The sequence below is a fragment of the Microvirga sesbaniae genome, assembly GCF_025460805.1.
Lineage (GTDB): Bacteria > Pseudomonadota > Alphaproteobacteria > Rhizobiales > Beijerinckiaceae > Microvirga > Microvirga sesbaniae.
Genome location: NZ_JAMXFJ010000016.1, coordinates 68,717 through 86,565, shown reverse-complemented (window position 1 = coordinate 86,565; position 17,849 = coordinate 68,717). Strand labels below are relative to the sequence as shown.

Genomic DNA, 17,849 nt, shown 5'->3' with positions numbered 1-17,849 from the left:
GATTCAACTCTCTTCTTCGCCGAGCCGCATGTTTTGACGGTGAACCGTATCCACTTCACCGAAAAATGCTCTAAGCGTTGTCCCGCGCCGCCTGGGCGCGCTTGCCTGCCTGCGAGACCCGGCCGGCATCCATCGGATCGACGATCCGGTCGCGGCGGTGGCTCGCGTTCTTGCGCATGCCCGTCCGAGGCGTCCTGCCGGAATCCGGCCGCGCCGGCGTCTCGGTTCCCTCGCGCATCGCATAGGCGCGGCGGGCGTTGGCGCGCAGTTCCTCGGCTTTCCGGTGCGTGCGCTCGCTGTTGATCCGGGTCAGCGCCTCGGCGAGGACCCGCGCCTTCTGGCGGTTGCCGGCGTCCTGCTGCTCGAAGGTCGTCGCCTGACGGCCCTTGCCGCGCACCTCCCGGCGCTGGCGGCGGGCGATGTCCCGGGCCCGGTCGCGGCGCTCGCGCAGGCGCCGGGTCAGCTCCGCGATCGCCGAATCCTCCAGCCGGCCCAGCACCGGATACCGGGTCTGCTCGACAAGGGTGAATTCCTCGTCCGACATGAGCCGCCGCTCGTCCAGCTTCGACGTGGCCATGGCGTCCTCCTCCTGCGTGGATGCCCGCCGCCCGGTCGTTAAACTAGCACAATGTCGGGATTGGCGAACCGGCCGGACCATGGCGCCTCTGGCAGGGAGACGTGAACTTTGCCACTATGCGCCCGCATGATCCGCTGGCTTCTCCTGATCCCGTTCGCGCTTCTCATCGCCATCGGCGCGAGCGGCACCTTCCTCCTCATCGCGTCCATCGTCGACCCGGTCATGGCGGTACTGACCGGCGACACGCTGTTCGTCGGCTTCTGGTCCCTGGTGGACGCGGTGTTCGCCGCCGAGGATCCCGGGCCGATCGTGGAGGGCGCACTCCTGACCGTCGGCCGGATCGTCTTCACCCTGCTGGTCCTTCCTCCGCTCATGGTCGCGGTCGTCAGCGAGGTGCTGGGCATGCGCAGCCTGCTCTGGCACGCGTTGGCCACCGGCATCCTGACGGCGGCCGTGCCCTTCATCCTGCGCGGATCCGCCCGGATCGCCTCGCCGGCGGAGCTGCACGTGAGCCTCGTGCTCGGCCTGACCGGAGCGGTCGCCGGCCTCGTCTACTGGGCGATCATCGGAGGGCGGAAGACAGGACCAGCCCAGTTCGACGAAAAGATCCCCTGAGGCCAAAGAAGGTGGAGGCAGCATGCCCCCATGCCGCCTCCGAAGTTTCGGGAGGACCTGGCCGCCAGAGCCAGTCCCGAGACTGTGGACCGTGTCAGACTCCCGCGCAATTCGGCCGGCTGGCCGAATGACCGGCTAGCGCATCGTGCGAAAAAGTGGACCCGGTTTTTCGCGTCGAACGATGCGCCAGCCAAGAGTTGAGCATCGGATCCAATCCCAAAACTGGTTTCCACTTTTGGGTCCGATGCTCTAGGCCGTTCGGACGATGCGGGTTCGCCCGAGCCGGCACGACCCACTCCGATGTGCACGGCCGACCGAAAGCGGCTTGTTGAACGCGCGTCCCTGCCCCATGTGTTCATTCCAGCAAAGGTTCCCGGAACCGAATCGCGAGAAGGACAGACATGACAGCCCTGCTTTTGCCGGCCCGGATCCGTGTTGCTCTCACCGGCATGCTTCTGGCGTTCGGGCTGTCGGCCTGCGGCATCAACAATGTTCCGACCCTGCAGGAGCAGGCCAAGGCCGCTTGGAGCGAGGTGCAGAACCAGTATCAGCGCCGGGCCGATCTGATCCCCAACCTGGTCGAGACCGTGAAGGGCTTCGCCCAGCAGGAGCGCGAGGTGCTGACCCAGGTCACCGAGGCCCGCGCGAAGGCGACCCAGATCCGGGTCGATGCCTCCACGGTCACGGATCCCGAGAAGTTCCGTCAGTTCCAGGAGGCGCAGAACCAGCTCTCCGGAGCGCTGGGCCGGCTGCTCGCCACCGTCGAGCGCTACCCGGAGCTGAAATCGAACGCCAATTTCCTGGCCCTCCAGTCCCAGCTCGAAGGCACCGAGAACCGAATCGCGGTGGCCCGGCGCGACTACATCTCGACCGTGCAGGCCTACAACACGGAACTGCGCACGATTCCCGGACGCTGGATCGCCGCCATCGTCTATCCGGACGCCAAGCCCATGGAGACCTTCACGGCCACGGCCGGCTCCGACCGTCCGCCCGAGGTGAAGTTCTAGCGCATCGTGCGGAAAAGTGGACCCGGTTTTCGCTTGCGCGGCCCGCTGGGTCCGCCCCGAACGATGCGCCGCTCAAGGAAGTGAGCCTCGGATGATCACTCCACCGTGTCATCGCGGGCCTCGTGCCGGTGATCCCGGTCACGACGAGCGCGGCGCTTTTCGACATCGGGATGGGCGGGTCGGGCCTGGCCATGACGGAGCGACCTCACCCGATCGCGCCCTTTCGACCGCCCTCCCCTCCCGCCGGGAGGGAACACGATGGGCAGTGCTCTTCATCGCTCTTCTCGTTCTTCTTGCGCCCCTCCCCTGTCTCGCCCAGACCTTTCCCCAGCTCACCGGACGCGTCGTCGATGCGGCGGGTCTCCTCAAGGCAGAGGAGCGGACGGCCCTCGAGGCGAAACTGAAGGCGCACGAGGACAAGACCACCGATCAGGTGGTGGTCGCGACGGTGCCGTCGCTGGACGGCTATCCGATCGAGGATTACGCCAACCGCCTCTTCCGGCACTGGCAGCTCGGCCAGAAGCAGAAGAACAACGGCGCCCTCCTCCTCGTGGCCCCGCAGGAGAGGAAGGTGCGCATCGAGGTGGGATACGGGCTGGAGGGCGCCCTCACCGACGCGCTGTCCAAGGTCATCATCACCACGGCGATCGCACCGCAGTTCCAGAAGGGCAATTTTTCAGGCGGCATCGATGCGGGTGTCGACGCCATGCTGTCGATCCTGACCGGGGACGCGGAGGAATGGCACCGCCGGGCCGAGGTGCGGGAGGACGGCACCACGAGCATCGACCCGGTGATCGCCTTCGTGTTCCTGCTGATCCTGTTCTTCCTGATCTCGCGCATGATGGGGGCCGGCCGCGCGCGGGGCGTCGGGCGGGGGCGGCGCGGCCCCTGGATCGTCACCACCGGCGGCTGGCCGGGCGGCGGATGGTCCGGAGGCGGCGGTGGATGGTCCGGCGGGGGCGGCTTCTCCGGGGGCGGCGGCTCCTCGGGCGGCGGCGGCGCCTCGGGGAGCTGGTAGATGATTTCACCCGACGATCAGGCGCGCCTCGCCCGGGCGATCAGCGACGTGGAGGACGAGACCTCCGGGGAGATCGTGCTCGTGCTGGCCGAGCAGGCGGGGCACTACCGTGAAATCCCCCTGCTCTGGTCCCTTCTCGCCGCCCTGGTCACGCCCTGGCCGCTGATCTGGCTCACCTCGGTCAGCACGGCGCGGATCTTCCTGATCCAGCTCGCGGTGGCGCTCGCCCTGGGTCTCATCCTGTCCTGGCCGAAGCTGCGCTACGCCCTCGTGCCGCGCTCCCTCAAGCGGGCTCAGGGTCATGAGGCGGCCTCCCGGGAGTTCCTGCGCCGGGGGCTCACCCGGACCCGGGAGAAGACGGGCGTGCTGATCTATCTGGCGCTCGCCGAGCACCACGCCGAGATCCTGGCCGATACGGGCATCGCCGACCGGGTCGATGCCGGGATTTGGGCCGACATCGTGGCCGACCTGACCCGGACGATCCGGGACGGGCGCATGACGGACGGCCTGATCGTGGCGATCCGGCGCACGGGCGCGATCCTGGCCGAGCACGCCCCGCCCCGCCTCGACGACGTGGACGAGCTGCCCAACAAGGTCATCATCCTGCCTTGATCAGACCCCCGGCCATCAGAAGTCTGGACCCCGGGCCGCCCCGAGGATGATTCCGGGCCGGGCGGCATCGGTGCTCTGCAGCAGCACCACATAGGCATCGCCGCCGCTGCGGGCGGTCTCGAGCGGCACCTCGAACCGCGCCGAGCCGCCGACCCACTCGCCGACCCGGGTCAGGCCGCGCACCACATTGGCATAGGTGATCGTCTTGCCCCGGTTCTCGCCGCGCTCGATCGGCACCGTCTTGGCCTTCAGGACCGGCAGCACCCAGAGTTCGGCAGCCCGCTGGGTGGTGTCCGGGGTCTCCTCGACGATGATCGTCACCTGACCGTTCTGCTCGTCGACGGTCACGTTCACCGGCAGGGTCTTGCGGCCTTTCGAGGTGGCCTGGATGGCCTGTTCGACTTGGTCCCGGTCGGAGCCGATGCAGGACTTCTTGCCGTTGACGATCATCTGCGGGGTGAAGACCTGCCGGTCCTTGCGGGAATGGGCATAGGCCTTCTGGCGCTCGGTGAAGGACACATGGGCGAGGGTGTCCTTCCAGCCGAGATAATCCCAGTAATTCACGGGCAGGGAGAGCGCGATGATGTCCGGCTGGCGGGAATACTCCACGAGGAGCTCGTCGGCCGGCGGGCAGGACGAGCATCCCTGGCTGGTGAACAGCTCGACGACCGCGCGCGGCGGGTCCGCCAGAGCAGGCTGAAGGAGAGCGGCGAGACCGAGGGCCGCCAGGGTCAGTGTCAAACGGGACGCCATGGTGCCGCTATCGAACACGAAATCAGCCTCGAGGGAAACTCACGTTACCTTGAACGCGGGCACATCGTGCGGACCGGGAGCCCCGTCAATGGGAAGTGGACCCCACGTTCGGGTCCGACGCCCGGGCAGGCACCCGCCAGCGGCGGTGCATCCACAGCCATTGCTCCGGGTGTTCCCTCACCCATTCCTCCACCACGGAGGTCATCGCCTGCATGGCGCCCTGCACGTTGATCTGCCCGTCCGGGTCGCGCGGCAGGTCGAGCGGCGGGGTGAGCTGCAGGCGGAAGCGGTGGCCGGGCAGGCGGATCACCCGCACCCCGTGGACCGGACAGTCGAACCGGCGGGCGAATTTGCCCAGGATCGGGTTCACCAGAGCCGGGCGACCCATGAAATCGACGATCACCCCGCGGGTGAAATGCTGATCGATGAGCATGCCGAGATGGCCGCCCTTCTCCAGCGCCCCCTGCATGGCGAAGGCCGCCCCCTGGCGGGCTGCTTCCAGGTTGCCCATGGTCTCGCTGCGGATCTCGTGCAGGACGCGGGCGACGGCCGGATCGTTGGGCGCGCGGAACACCGCCGTGGTGTCGAGCCCGAAGCGCGCCGCACAGATCGCCGGCAGCTCCCAGTTGGCCAGGTGGGCGGAGAAGATGATGCCGGGCCGGCCATCGTCCCTGAGGCTCAGGAAATGATCGATGCCGTCGACCTCCGTGCGGCCGGGCACGGTGCTGTCGGGATCGAAGTCGAACAGACGCCCGAGATGGGGATACTCGCCGCCCGTGCGGCCGAGATTGTCCCAGGCCGCGAGCGCCAGCGCCTTCACGTCGGCCTCGGACTTCTCCGGGTAGGCGGCCCGGATGTTGGCCAGCGCTGTCCTGTGGGCCCGCAGGAGGGGTCCGAAGGTGCGGGTGATCGCCGCCCCCACGGCGCCGGAGCGCTCGGGGCCCAGGGCGCGCGCAAAGGCGAAGACGCCGCGGACGACGCCCACCATGACGGTCCCGACAAGGCGCGAGACGAGATTGCGGGACCGGTGGGGCTGCTGCACGTGGGTGTGATCCTGGAACGGTGAGCCGGCTCGGGCCGGCGCTGAAAATGAAAAGGCCCCGCGTCTTTTTCGAAGGCGACCCGGTTCGTCAAGATGCGCGGTCGCGACGAATTGCTGCCGCCGTTCCCTCGGTCAGAACGTCACGATGACCTTGCCGAACACCCGCCGGCCCTCGAGCCGCTCCAGCCCCTTCTGGAACTCGTCGAGCGGGAAGACCGCGTCGATGACCGGATTCATGCCCCCGGCCATCTTGTCCAGCGACTGCGCGATGTTCTCGATCCGGCAGCCGAAGGAGCCGAAGATCCGGTACTGCTGCTGGAAGAGCTGCATCAGGTTCATGGTGGTGGAGACGCCCGAGGTCGATCCGCAGGTCACGAGGCGCCCGCCACGCCTGAGGCACAGGAGCGAGCCGTTCCACGTCTCGGCCCCCACATGCTCGAACACCACGTCGACGCCCCGGCGCTTGGTCAGCCGGCGCACCTCGCCCTCGAAGCGCTCGGTGCGGTAGTTGATCACGTGATCGGCCCCGAGCGCCTTCGCCTTCTCGCCCTTCTCGTCGTCCCCCACCGTCGTGTAGACCGTGCAGCCGATGGCCTTGGCCATCTTGATCGCCGCCGTGCCGATCCCGGAGCCGCCCGCATGGACGAGGATCGACTCGCCGGGCTCGAGCTTGGCGTTGTCGAACAGCATGTGCTGCACGGTGCCGAACCCGATGGGCGCGCAGGCCGCCTGCTCGAAGGAGACGCCCTGTGGGACCGGGATCACCAGACGCTCGGGCCGGTTGATCAGCTCGCGGGCGAAGCCGTCGATATGGAAGCCCATGATGCCGGCGACGTTCTCGCACAGATTGTCCCAACCGGTCCGGCAGGCCTTGCAATGGCCGCAGGTCTCGGCCCCGTACATGGTGACCGGATCGCCGGCCTTGAACCGGGTGACGCCCTCGCCGACGGCCGCGATCTCGCCCGAAGCCTCCACGCCGACGGCCTGCGGCATCTTGCGCTTGGCGAAGGCCATGCCGCGAAAGCCCCAGACGTCGAGATAGTTGAGGGCCAGCGCCTTGACCCGCACCTGCACCTCGCCGGCGGCCGGCGGCGGCGGGGGCTCGATCTCGGTGATGCGGAGATCACGGTCGCCGAAGAGCTGAAGGGAGCGCATGAAAGCCAATCCTGGTCGTGTGTCTGCCTGCAGCTCAAAGCGCGGCGATCACGGAGACAATCGTTCCCGGCGGCTTAAAGGGCCGAGGCCCCGATGACAAGTTTTGTGTCGTTCCGGAAGGGCGCGGGAGCCGAACGCCCTCTCCCGTCAGCCGCGGCCTTGCCGGCGCGCTCCCATGTCATGGCCGGCCTTGTGCCGGCCATCCCGATGCGGTGAGGCTCGGCGCTCCAACTTTATCGGGACCACCGGGACGAGCCCGGTGACGACGTGGAGATGGCATGCTCCGACGAAGCATGGGTCCGGAGGGCGGCAGGGGAACCTACCGGTGCACGCCCAGCATCGAGGTCAGTCCGCCGTCGATGGGCAGGACCGCCCCGGTGATGTAGGCGGCGGGCTCTGACAGGAGGAAGGCCGCGAGGCCTGCGATCTCCTCCGGCCTGGCGAAGCGCCCGGCCGGGATCTGCTTCTCCATGCTGTCGCGATAGGCCGCATAGGGGGCCATCATGTCCGTGTCGATGAAGCCCGGCGCGATCACGTTGACCGTGACGCCGCGCTTGGCGGTCTCGATCGAAAGGGTGCGGCAATAGGAGATCAGAGCCCCCTTGGACGCCGCATAGGCGGCATTGCCGGGATTGCCCTGGAGCGCCGCCACCGACCCGATGGCCACGATGCGGCCGGCCTTGGCCCGGATCATGCCGCGCATGAGCGCTTTCGCGATGCGGGTGAGCGACCAGAAGTTCACCTGCATGGCCGCTTCGGCCCTGTCCTGCTGCATCATGGCCGCGAGGGCGTCGTAGGGCTGGCCGGCATTGTGGATGAGCCCGAAGAAGCCCTCGCCCTCGACGGCCTCGCAGAAGGCCTCCAGGGCCGCCTTGTCGGCGAGGTCGACCTCATGGGCCCGGATGGTGCGGCCGGGGCTCGCCCGCATCAGCTCGTCGGCCAGCGCCCGCGCGGCATCGCCGGAGGACCGGTAGGTGAAGTCGACATCGTGGCCGGCCGCGACCAGCGCCCGCACGATGGCGGCGCCGACGCCCTTGGCCCCACCCGTCACCAGAACCCGGGTCATGGTCTCACGCTCCTCATGGCGTCAGGCTCCTTTGGGCTCGGCCCCGAAGACCAGGCAGGTGTTCTGGCCGCCGAAGCCGAAGGAGTTCGAGAGCACGTAATTCACCCTGGCGTCCCGGGCGACGTTCGGCACCACGTCGAGGGGGATCGCCGGATCCGGCACCTGGTAGTTGATGGTCGGCGGGATGCGGCCCGTCGCGATGGTCATGAGCGACATCACGGCCTCGACGGCGCCGGCCGCCGTGAGCGTGTGGCCGATCATCGACTTGTTCGAGGAGATCGGCAGGCCGGCCATGCGCTCGCCGAACACGGCGGTGCAGCTCATGGCCTCCATCTTGTCGTTCTCCGGCGTCGAGGTGCCATGGGCGTTGATGTAATCGATGTCCTCAGGGACGACGCCCGCATCCTCGAGAGCCTGGCGGATCGCCGTGATGGCCGGCATGCCGTCCGGGGACGAGCGGGTGCGGTGGAAGCCGTCGCCCTTCTCGCCGCAGCCGAGCACGTAGCCCAGGATCGTGGCGCCGCGGGCCCTCGCGCTGTCGGCATTCTCGAGCACCAGGGCCGCGCCGCCCTCGCCCATGACGAAGCCGTCGCGGTTCTTGGAGAAGGGCTTCGACGCTCCTTCCGGGTTCTCGTTCTGGGTCGAGAGCGCCGAGAGCAGCGAGAAGCGGATGAGCGATTCCGGGTTCACGGACCCGTCGGTCCCGATGCAGAGCGCCGCCTCGGTCTCGCCGCGGCGGATCGCCTCGACGCCGAGCTGGATCGCCGTGGCGCCGGACGAGCAGGCGGTCGACAGGGAAATCGGCGAGCCCCTGGTGCCGAAACGGTCGGCCACCCGGTCGGCCACGGTGCCGAAGATGAAGAGGTCGTGCCACGGCCTGAAACGGCCGGTCCCGGCTGCCTTGAGGAGATCCTTGTAGGTGACGTCCCCGTCCTGCCCCGAGGCCTTGGCCAGCGCCTCGCGCTGCGGCCATTCCATCTCGACCGGAGGCACGGCGATGAAGAGCGCGCCCGGAAAGTCCTCCTGGGCCAGCCCCGACTGCCCGACCGCCTCCTCGGCGGCCAGCATGGCGAGTCGCTCGGACAGCATGGGGGCGCAGAAGGGCTCCACGTCGACCGAGTCGATGGTGCCGGCGATCGTGGTGCGCAAGCCCTCGGTCGGGAAGCGGTTGATCCGGTGGATGCCGGACCGGCCGGCCGTGAGAGCCGCCCAGGTGTCGTCCTTGCCCTGCCCAAGGGACGTGACCGTGCCGATGCCGGTGACGGCGACGAGCGGACGGCCCTGTGTGTCGCGAAGCGCCATTGCCTTCTCCTCAAGCCTTGGTGAGCCGGATGGCGCCTTCGCCGCGCCAGTGGCCGATGGAGGTCACGAGCGCCTCGCCGGCGCGTCCCTCGGCGATCAGCCCTGCGGCCAGCGCCACGCCGGTGGCCGGCTGGGCCTCCATCGTATGGCCCACGAGATCCCCGGTGGCGTGAACCGCCGCTCCGGGTGCGACGTCCTTCAACGCCGCCTGCTCGTCCTCCGTGATGCCCTTGATGCCGGTGGCGCCGGAGATCACCAGGTCCGGTCGGGCGTTCAGCTGCCGCGACAGGGCGTGGAGCGAGGCTTCCACGCTGCCTGCCTTGCGGCGGGAGCGGTCCGAGGCGACGCCCGCCAGGGCGGCGACCGGCTTCGCCCCGCGGGACGCGGCATGCTCGCGGGATTCCAGCACCAGGAAACAGGCCCCGGATCCGAGGATCATGCCGCCGCCGTCGGCCGGGCGCTCCCAGACCGGACGGTAGGGCTTCTTCCAGAGGAAGCCCCCCATCTCGTAGATGAGGAGCACGTCCGGCCGCTCCGCATTGTAGGCACCGCCCACGAGGAAGATGTCGTCCTGGCCCGAGGCGATGCGCTCGCGGGCGATGCGCAGGGCATCGACGCCGCTCGATTCCTCGCCCATGAAGGTCCGGGAGGCGCCGGTGACGCCGTGCACGATGGAGATGTTGCCCGCCAGCAGGTTCGAGAGCTGCGCCAGGAACAGGGTCGGGCGCAGATCGCCCATGAGGCGCTCGTTGAGGAAAACGCCCGGGTTGTCGGCCTTGGCGAGTCCGGTGAGCACCTGCCCGTCGACCGCATAGTCCCGCTCGCCCCCTCCGGCCGAGACGATGAGCTGCATGCGAGCCTTCAGGGCCGCATCCTCCTTGGCCCCTGCGGCGTCCAGGGCAAGGCCCGCGGCATAGCAGCCGAGCTTCTGCCAGGCTTCCATCTGGCGCTGATCGGACTTCTTGGGGATCTGGCGGTCCCATTCGAGAGCCCCGACGGGATGGACCGGGAAAGGTTCGAACGTGGCCGCATCGGTGTTGGGGGCGCCGCCGCGCGCAAGCGCGGTCAGATGCGCCTCCAGGCCTTCCCCGGCGCTGGAGACGAGGCCGATCCCCGTAATGACGACATCCCGCATCAAACCGTCTCCTCCAGGAGGCCGATGCGCTTGGCTTGCGCCCGCATCAGGCCGTCCATGCCTTCAGGGAAGGGCATGATCCGGAAGCGCAGCTCCGCGTCGCAGATCGGCTTGCCCTCGGCGGCGATCTTGGCCTTGGTCACCGCATAGCCCGAGCCTTCATGCTCCAGCGTCGCCGTGACGGTGAGCACCGTACCCGGTCCGACGAAGGTGCGGAAGCGCGCCTTGTCGACGCCCATCAGGAACGGCATGTGGGTGAAGCCCATGAGGCCGAGCACGAGATAGCCGGAAGCCTGGGCCATGGTTTCGGTCAGAAGGACGCCGGGCACGAGGGGGTGGCCGGGGAAATGCCCTTCGAACACCGGGCTTTCCTGGGGAACCGTCGAGGAGACCTCGATCCGCCTGGTCTCGCGGTCGAGGCTCGTCACCCGGTCGATCATTTCAAAATATTCGAGGCGCATCCGGGTCTCTTACCCTCTTGCTCCCGGCAGGTTCAATGGGAAGAGAATCCATGAGGCGGAGCGCTGATGGATCGCCTCTTCGGACCGGCCTCGTCGGCCGGCCCGCCGGGATGGTTTGTTCGTCAGGCCTGCTTGGCGGCCACGAGGGCGTCGATGCGCGCCACGAGGTTCTTCAGGACGAAGTATTCCTCGGCGGGCGCCTTGCCCTCGTTCACTTCCTGCGTCCACTGCTCCAGCGGCAGCTTGATCCCGAAAGCCTTGTCGATCGCGAACGCGATATCGAGGAAGGCGAGCGAGTCGATGCCGAGATCCTCGATGGCATGGCTCTCCGGGGTGATCTGCTCGCGCGGGATATCGGCGGTCTCTGAAATGATGCCGGCGACGGTCTCGAAGGTGGACGACATGACGCCGCTCTCCTGAACTGCTTGTGGGTCTCAACGATCCAGCGCCGGCAAGCTCTCGAGGCCCGGTGTCCAGCCGCTCGTTTCGTCAAGGAGGGTTGTTTCGAAACGCACCCCTTACACGAGAGGCGGCAGACCGGCAACCGATTGGTTGCGTCCCGCCGAATTCCATCCGGCCGAACGTTGGGAATTCGGCCTGCGGCAACTACCTAAGGGACAGGCGATTGATTAATCGGCCCCTATCGTCGATAAGGGCCGCCTTCGGCCGCAAACCGAATGATCTTACATTGACGACAAATTGCTTGGATCGACGTGTTCAACAGGTTCCTCAAGCCTGAAATCCGCTATGCCCGCCGCATGGCCCGCATCGCGCGCTGGGACAGGCCCGTCGAGGGGCTGTCCGGGCGTTTGCGCGCCTGGGCGCATATGCTGGTCGCCGACCATGGGGTCTTTCGCCTCTTCTACCTGAACAAGCACCAGGTCACCGACCGCCTGTGGCGCTCGGCCCAGCCGGCGCCCCACCAGATCGCCGCCCTGAAGGCCGAGGGCGTCCGCACCATCGTCAACCTGCGCGGCGGGCGCGAGCATGGCTCCTGGCAGTTGCAGAAGGAGGCGTGCGAGCGCCTCGGCATCCATCTGGAGGAGTTCGTCGTCCGCTCCCGCGGGGCGCCCGACCGGGAAACCCTGCTGTCGGCGAAGGACTTCTTCGACAAGATCGAGTACCCGGCCGTCCTGCACTGCAAGTCGGGCGCGGACCGGGCGGGCTTCGTGGCCGCCCTCTATCTCGTGGTCTTCGAGGGCCGGTCGATCGACGAGGCCCAGCGCCAGCTCGCCATGCGATACGGCCATTTCCGCTTCTCGAAGACGGGCATCCTCGACGAGTTCTTCGATCTCTACCGCCGCGAGGGCGAGGCCCGGGGCATTCCCTTCCTGACCTGGATCGAGACTCAGTACGATGCCGAAGCCCTGGAGCGGAGCTTCCGCCCGAGCTTCTGGTCGAGCCTTCTCGTCGACCGGATCATGCGGCGGGAATAGGCCCCGAGCCCAGCGTCCCGCCCCGGAGCCCGGGCGATCGTCAGGGCAGCGCCGCCAAGCTGTGCTCGTCGTCGGAGAGCTGTAGGCGATGGAGCCGGGCATAAACCCCTCTCGTGGCCATCAGGGCCTCGTGCGACCCGGTCTCGGCGATGCGCCCGTTTTCCATCACGACGATCTGATCCGCGTTGCGCACGGTCGACAGCCGGTGGGCGATGACCAGGGTAGTGCGGCCCTTCATGAGACGCCGGATGGCATCCTGCACGAGGCGCTCCGATTCCGAGTCGAGGGCGCTGGTCGCCTCGTCGAGGAGCAGGATCGGGGCGTCCTTCAGGAACGCGCGGGCGAGCGAGATGCGCTGGCGCTCGCCGCCCGACAGGCGTCCGCCGCCGGGGCCGACCAGGGTGTCGTAGCCGTCCGGCTGCTTCAGGATGAAGTCGTGGGCCGCCGCCGCCTTCGCGGCCGCGACGATGTCCTCCTCCGACGCGTCCGGGCGCCCGAAGGCGATGTTGGCCCGGATGGTGTCGTCGAAGAGGATCACGTCCTGGCTGACCACAGCAATGGCGTGGCGCAGGCTCGCCAGGGTCACGTCCCGCACGTCCTGCCCGTCGATCAGCACGGCGCCCTGATTCACGTCGTAGAGGCGCGGGACGAGGGACAGGAGGGTCGATTTGCCCGAGCCGGAGCGGCCGACCAGGGCCGTGGTCCGGCCGGCCTCGGCCACCAGGTTGACGCGGTCCAGGGCCACGGTCTCGCCGTCGTAGGAGAAGGTGAGGTTCGAGAACGCGATCTCGCCGCCGACGAGGGCGAGCGGCTTTGCTCCGGGCTTGTCCTGGATCCGGGGCGCCTCGTCCATCACCGTGAAGGTCCGGTGGAGAGCCGACGCCGCCTCCTGGACGATGGCGTTGAGGTTGCCGAGCGCCCGGATCGGCTGCGCCGCCATGACGAGGGCGCTGACGAAGCCGGTGAAGTCCCCGACCGTGCTGTTGCCGGACAGGATCCGGTGGCCGATCAGCATGAGCACGATCGCCACGGCGAGACCGCCGCCGGTCTCGAGGATGGGGTCCATCCGGCCGCGGGCGTTCGCGGCCTTCATCTTGAGATCGCGCACGTCGTCGAAGGTCCTGGCCGCCTTGGTCCTGAGGTAGCGCTCGAGCCCGTAGGTCTTGGCGATGCGGGTTCCGGCCAGGCTTTCGGTGATGAGGCTCGCCATCAGGCCCGTCTGCTCCTGGGTCGAGATGGCGACCCGGCGCAGCTTGCGGCCGATCTGGTTCACCGGATAGGCGAAGACGGGCGAGATCACGGCCGCCACCAGGGTCAGGACCGGGTCGATCCAGAGCATCGCCGCCACGAGCGCGATGATCGTCGTGACCTCGCGCAGGAACACCGTGGACAGGCGGGTGAGCGCCTCCCGGATGAACGCGAAGTCAGTGGTGAAGCGCTGGGTCAGGGCGGCCGGGCTCTCCCGCCCGATCTGGGCGAGATCGGCCTCGATCAGGTGGCCGTAGAGCGCGGTCTGCATGTCGGCCTCGATCCGGGTCACCACCTTGTTGGTGAGGATCGTCAGGGCGAGGAGCGAGAAGCCCTTCACGGACGTGACGGCGATCACGAAGAGCGGCGCCAGCATGATGGCCTGCGCGTCCTTGGCGTCGAAGGCGTCGAAGGCCGCCTTGATCAGCACCGGGTAGAGCCCGGTGGCGCCCGAGACCAGGGCCACGAGCAGAAGCACCAGGGCCAGCGTTTTCCGATGCGGACGCATCCAGTCCCGCCACAGGCGGCGGATCAAGGGAAGGGTATCGCCTTGGAGGAGGCTTTTGCGGGCCATGCTCTGTCTTAGGGTTCTCGTCACGGAAGAGCACGCGGTTAGCATGCCAAGCCCCTCGGCCGCAAATCCTGAGCGGGACAGGAGCTCCGGGAGCGCCGCTTTGCCGCTTCCGGCCCCCCTCTCGACACCGGGGCGAATTCATGGCTGCATGGTCGTCCCGTCGCAGAGAAAACGCCATGACCTTCGAGACCTGGCTCGCCTTCGCGGCCGCGTCGGCCGTGCTGCTCGTCATCCCGGGCCCGACCATCCTGCTGGTCGTGTCCTATGCCCTCGGGCAGGGCTGGCGGACCGCCCTGCCCATGGCGATCGGCGTCGCCCTGGGCGATTTCACCGCCATGACCCTGTCGCTCCTCGGCCTCGGCGCCCTGCTCGCCGCCTCGGCGACGCTGTTCACGGTTCTCAAGTGGCTGGGGGCCGCCTATCTGGTCTGGCTCGGGATCAAGCTCTGGCGGGCCGGGGGAGCCCTCGACGCGAGGCCGCGCACGGATGCGACCTCCGCGCTCAGGATGCTGGGCCATGCCTGGATCGTGACGGCGCTCAATCCCAAGGGACTGACCTTCTTCATCGCCTTCCTGCCGCAGTTCATCGACCCGAGGCTCGCCCTCCTGCCGCAGGTGAGCGTCTTCGCGGCGACCTTCCTGATCCTCGCCTTCGCGAATGTCCTCACCTACGCGCTCATCGCGTCGCGAGCCCGCCGGGTCGTGCAGAGCCCGCGGACCATGCGGGTGATCAACCGGACCGGCGGCAGCCTCCTGATCGGGGCCGGCATCGCGACGGTGGCCCTGAGGGCGGGGCAGGCTTAGCGCATCCTGCGGACGAAAGCGGGCCACGCTCGTGACCCTCGCCACGTCATCACCGGGCTCGTCCCGGTGATCCCGCTTCCGAGAGGCGCGGCGCTTCACCGGATCGGGATGGCCGGCACAAGGCCGGCCATGACGAGGAAAGGTCGTGCGAGCCGGGTCACACGGCCTTCAGGTAGCGCATCGGCCGACCGGGCGCGATCATCTCGGCGGCCGAGATGATCCCCTGCGCGTCGATGCTGAAATGCCGGTAGAGGTCCCTGATCGTGCCGGTCTGGCCGAAATGCTCGACGCCGAGCGAGCGGGTGCGGTGGCCCATGACGGACCCCATCCAGGCCAACGTGGCCGGATGGCCGTCGATCACCGTCACCAGGCCGCAATGGGGCGGCACGTCGGCGAGCAGGCGCTCCACATGGGACCGGGCGTGGACGAGGCCGCGCTCGCGGGCGCGCTGGGCCGCCGTCCAGCCGGCATTGAGCCGGTCGGCGGACGTGATGGCGAGCAGGCCGATATCGCGCCGGTCCTCGGCCATGAGGCCGACGGCCTCGATGGCCTCCGGGGCGACGGCCCCCGTATAGGCGACGATCACCTGGGCGTTCGGGCCGGGCTTCCGGAGCCAATAGGCGCCGGCCATGATGTCGGAGGCGAGCTCCGAGGTCATCTCGCGCTGGGGCTGCTCCAGGCTGCGGGTCGACAGGCGCAGGTAGACCGAGCCGCCGGTCTCGTCGCGCAGCCAGGTCCTCTCGTCCGCCTCGCCCTCCCCGTCGCGCTGCATGTAGTCGAAAGCAAAGCGCATGATCACGGCGAGCTCGTCGACGAAGGCCGGCTCGAAGGAGGCGAGCCCATCCTGCGCCAGCCCGACGAGCGGCGTGCCGATCGACTGGTGTGCGCCGCCCTCGGGCGCCAGCGTCACGCCGGACGGGGTGGCGACGAGCAGGAAGCGGGCATCCTGGTAGCAGGCGTAGTTCAGGGCGTCGGCGCCGCGGTAGATGAACGGGTCGTAGAGGGTGCCGATGGGCAGGATCCTCTCGCCGAACAGGGAATGCGAGAGTCCCAGGGCCGAGAGCACGATGAAGAGGTTCATCTCGGCGATGCCGAGCTCGATATGCTGGCCCTTGGGCGAGAACTCCCAATTGTAGGTCGAGGGAATCCGCTCCTTCTTGAAGGTGTCGACGAGGCTCTCCCGGGCGAACAGGCCGCGCCGGTTGACCCAGGCGCCGAGATTGGTCGAGACCGTCACGTCCGGCGCCGTGGTGACCACGCGGGAGGCCAGCGCATGATCGGACCGCGCGAGTTCGTTGAGGATGAGCCCGAAACCCTGCTGGGTCGACATGGCGGGATTGGCCGGGAAGGCGAGCTTCTCCGGCACCGGCACCTGCGGGGCCGTGTAGCGCCGGGTGCCCTTCTGGATGAACGGGACCTCGCTCAGGAAGCGTTCGATCTCTCCCCCGGAGATCCCGAGGCCTTCGAACTTGTCCCATTCGTGCCCGGCCCGCACGCCCTGGGTGGCCTTCCAGGCCTCCATCTGGGTCGGCGTCAGCATGCCGGAATGGTTGTCCTTGTGGCCGGCGAGCGGCAGGCCGAATCCCTTGATCGTATAGGCCAGGAAGCAGACCGGCCGGTCGTGCTGGCGGGCCTTCTCGAAAGCGTCGAGCAGGCTCGGCAGATCATGGCCGCCGAGATTGGACATGAGACGCGCCAGTTCCTCGTCGGAACGCTTCTCGATCAGCCGGGTGACCGGCCCCTGGTCGCCGAGATCGTCGAGAAGACGCCTGCGCCAGGCGGCCCCGCCCTGGAAGGTCAGGGCCGAGTAGAGCTGGTTGGGGCAGGAATCGATCCAGTCCCGCAGGCGTTCGCCGCCGGGCTCCCGGAACGCCTCCTGCATCAGGGAGCCGTGCTTGAGGATCACCACGTCCCAGCCGAAATTGCGGAACAGCGCCTCGAAGCGCTCCCACAACCCTTCGCGGATGACGGCGTCCAGGCTCTGCCGGTTGTAGTCGATGATCCACCAGGTGTTGCGGATGCCGTGCTTCCAGCCCTCCAGCAGGGCCTCGAAGATGTTGCCCTCGTCCATCTCCGCGTCGCCCACCAGCGAGATCATGCGGCCTTCGGGGAGGTCCTTCGCCCAGCCATGGGCCTTCACGTAATCCTGCACGAGGCTGGCAAACAGCGTCTGCGCCACGCCCAGGCCCACCGAGCCCGTGGAGAAATCCACATCGTCGATGTCCTTGGTGCGGGACGGATAGGATTGCGCGCCCTTGTAGCCGCGGAAATTCTCGAGCTTTTCGCGGGTCTGGCGGCCGAAGAGATACTGGATCGCGTGGTAGATCGGGCTGGCGTGCGGCTTGACCGCCACCCGATCCTCGGGCCTGAGCACCGAGAAGTAGAGCGCCGTCAGGATCGTGGACAGGGAGGCCGAGGAGGCCTGGTGACCGCCGATCTTCAATCCGTCCTCGTTGGCGCGCAGGTGATTGGCGTTGTGGATCGTCCAGGTGGACAGCCAGAGCACCTTGCGCTCGAGTTCCTTCAGAATGCTCAGGTGCCGTGCATCGGCCATGGTGTCGTCTCCCGGTTTCGCCGAGATATACGCCCGAAGCTTCAGGGAGGCGAGGCCGAAGCCTCCGGCGCCGGATTGGCATTTGGGAGGAGCCCGCGAAAACGAAAAGCCCGCCGAGCGGCGGGCCTTCGTGATGCTCTCGAACCTGAGAGAAATTGGAGCGGGCGAAGGGATTCGAACCCTCGACCCCAACCTTGGCAAGGTTGTGCTCTACCCCTGAGCTACACCCGCGCTCCGCGATGCGCGCGGCATCGTTGCGAGGCCGTTGATGTGCCCCAAAACGCGCCGCATTGCAAGAGGGGCCTGCCGATCTTTTCGCGGCAGGCCTTGAGCCTGCTTCATCCGGTCGCTAGAGCCTCGGACGTGAAAAGTGGACACCCCTTTTGGGATTCATCCGAGGCTCCCTCTCTTGACCGGCGCATCGGATAAGGCGGAAAACCGGGTCCACTTTTCACTGGCGTGGCCCTTCGGGTCGCTGACGCGGCCCTCCG

17 protein-coding genes and 1 tRNA gene are annotated in these 17,849 nt (G+C 68.1%); 6 read left to right on the top strand and 12 right to left on the bottom strand.

What is annotated here, in order from left to right; all coding sequences use genetic code 11:
- Nucleotides 1–70: 70 nt before the first annotated feature.
- Nucleotides 71–577: a hypothetical protein gene (locus tag OCW50_RS20640; protein ID WP_262298773.1), complete on the bottom strand. Its 507-nt coding sequence runs from the start codon at nucleotides 575–577 to the stop codon at nucleotides 71–73.
- A 126-nt stretch (nucleotides 578–703) separates the two neighbouring features.
- Between OCW50_RS20640 and OCW50_RS20635 the strand changes: the two genes are divergently transcribed.
- The 4 genes from OCW50_RS20635 (at nucleotide 704) to OCW50_RS20620 (ending at nucleotide 3,829) form a co-directional block, all read left to right on the top strand.
- The gene (locus tag OCW50_RS20635; RefSeq protein ID WP_262270291.1) at nucleotides 704–1,192 is read left to right on the top strand and encodes a hypothetical protein; all 489 of its coding nucleotides are present in this window, start codon (nucleotides 704–706) and stop codon (nucleotides 1,190–1,192) included.
- A 401-nt stretch (nucleotides 1,193–1,593) separates the two neighbouring features.
- Nucleotides 1,594–2,199: a LemA family protein gene (locus OCW50_RS20630; RefSeq protein ID WP_373371480.1), complete on the top strand. Its 606-nt coding sequence runs from the start codon at nucleotides 1,594–1,596 to the stop codon at nucleotides 2,197–2,199.
- A gap of 265 nt (nucleotides 2,200–2,464) precedes the next feature.
- The gene (locus OCW50_RS20625) at nucleotides 2,465–3,217 is read left to right on the top strand and encodes a TPM domain-containing protein (RefSeq protein ID WP_262298772.1); all 753 of its coding nucleotides are present in this window, start codon (nucleotides 2,465–2,467) and stop codon (nucleotides 3,215–3,217) included.
- Nucleotides 3,218–3,829 carry a TPM domain-containing protein gene (locus OCW50_RS20620; RefSeq protein ID WP_262298771.1) on the top strand — a complete coding sequence of 204 codons (612 nt, stop codon included), beginning with the start codon at nucleotides 3,218–3,220 and terminating at the stop codon, nucleotides 3,827–3,829.
- Between the two features lie 15 nt (nucleotides 3,830–3,844).
- Here OCW50_RS20620 and OCW50_RS20615 read toward each other — a convergent pair whose 3' ends face one another.
- The 8 genes from OCW50_RS20615 to OCW50_RS20580 all read right to left on the bottom strand — a co-directional run bounded on the left by OCW50_RS20615 (nucleotide 3,845) and on the right by OCW50_RS20580 (nucleotide 11,147).
- Nucleotides 3,845–4,600: a DUF1223 domain-containing protein gene (locus OCW50_RS20615; protein ID WP_262298770.1), complete on the bottom strand. Its 756-nt coding sequence runs from the start codon at nucleotides 4,598–4,600 to the stop codon at nucleotides 3,845–3,847.
- A 67-nt stretch (nucleotides 4,601–4,667) separates the two neighbouring features.
- Nucleotides 4,668–5,624, bottom strand: a complete 957-nt coding sequence (locus OCW50_RS20610; RefSeq protein ID WP_262270287.1) for a lipid A biosynthesis lauroyl acyltransferase — start codon at nucleotides 5,622–5,624, stop codon at nucleotides 4,668–4,670.
- 132 nt (nucleotides 5,625–5,756) lie between these two features.
- A complete protein-coding gene (locus OCW50_RS20605) occupies nucleotides 5,757–6,779 on the bottom strand; it encodes a zinc-binding dehydrogenase (protein ID WP_262298769.1) in 1,023 nt (340 codons plus the stop codon).
- A gap of 319 nt (nucleotides 6,780–7,098) precedes the next feature.
- Nucleotides 7,099–7,845, bottom strand: a complete 747-nt coding sequence (locus OCW50_RS20600; RefSeq protein ID WP_262298768.1) for an SDR family NAD(P)-dependent oxidoreductase — start codon at nucleotides 7,843–7,845, stop codon at nucleotides 7,099–7,101.
- Nucleotides 7,846–7,866: 21 nt separating this feature from the next.
- Nucleotides 7,867–9,147: a beta-ketoacyl-ACP synthase gene (locus OCW50_RS20595; RefSeq protein ID WP_262270284.1), complete on the bottom strand. Its 1,281-nt coding sequence runs from the start codon at nucleotides 9,145–9,147 to the stop codon at nucleotides 7,867–7,869.
- A 10-nt stretch (nucleotides 9,148–9,157) separates the two neighbouring features.
- Entirely contained in the window at nucleotides 9,158–10,282 is a 1,125-nt protein-coding gene (locus tag OCW50_RS20590) for a beta-ketoacyl-ACP synthase (protein ID WP_262270283.1), read from the bottom strand.
- Nucleotides 10,282–10,743, bottom strand: coding sequence for a 3-hydroxyacyl-ACP dehydratase FabZ family protein (locus OCW50_RS20585; RefSeq protein WP_173949101.1), 462 nt, complete (start codon nucleotides 10,741–10,743; stop codon nucleotides 10,282–10,284). Before OCW50_RS20585 ends, OCW50_RS20590 begins: the two co-directional genes overlap by 1 nt.
- A 122-nt stretch (nucleotides 10,744–10,865) precedes the next feature.
- Nucleotides 10,866–11,147 carry an acyl carrier protein gene (locus tag OCW50_RS20580; protein ID WP_009490841.1) on the bottom strand — a complete coding sequence of 94 codons (282 nt, stop codon included), beginning with the start codon at nucleotides 11,145–11,147 and terminating at the stop codon, nucleotides 10,866–10,868.
- Nucleotides 11,148–11,456: 309 nt separating this feature from the next.
- On the opposite strand from OCW50_RS20580, the gene OCW50_RS20575 reads away from it, so the two are divergent.
- A complete protein-coding gene (locus tag OCW50_RS20575) occupies nucleotides 11,457–12,179 on the top strand; it encodes a fused DSP-PTPase phosphatase/NAD kinase-like protein (RefSeq protein ID WP_262298767.1) in 723 nt (240 codons plus the stop codon).
- 40 nt (nucleotides 12,180–12,219) lie between these two features.
- Here OCW50_RS20575 and OCW50_RS20570 read toward each other — a convergent pair whose 3' ends face one another.
- Nucleotides 12,220–14,001, bottom strand: coding sequence for an ABC transporter ATP-binding protein (locus tag OCW50_RS20570; RefSeq protein ID WP_262298766.1), 1,782 nt, complete (start codon nucleotides 13,999–14,001; stop codon nucleotides 12,220–12,222).
- 176 nt (nucleotides 14,002–14,177) lie between these two features.
- On the opposite strand from OCW50_RS20570, the gene OCW50_RS20565 reads away from it, so the two are divergent.
- A complete protein-coding gene (locus OCW50_RS20565; protein WP_262270280.1) occupies nucleotides 14,178–14,804 on the top strand; it encodes a LysE family translocator in 627 nt (208 codons plus the stop codon).
- Between the two features lie 157 nt (nucleotides 14,805–14,961).
- Here the strand turns inward: OCW50_RS20565 and OCW50_RS20560 are convergent, their stop codons facing one another.
- The gene (locus OCW50_RS20560) at nucleotides 14,962–17,358 is read right to left on the bottom strand and encodes a thiamine pyrophosphate-binding protein (RefSeq protein WP_262298765.1); all 2,397 of its coding nucleotides are present in this window, start codon (nucleotides 17,356–17,358) and stop codon (nucleotides 14,962–14,964) included.
- A 156-nt stretch (nucleotides 17,359–17,514) separates the two neighbouring features.
- Nucleotides 17,515–17,589, bottom strand: a tRNA-Gly gene (locus OCW50_RS20555).
- Nucleotides 17,590–17,849: the final 260 nt, after the last annotated feature.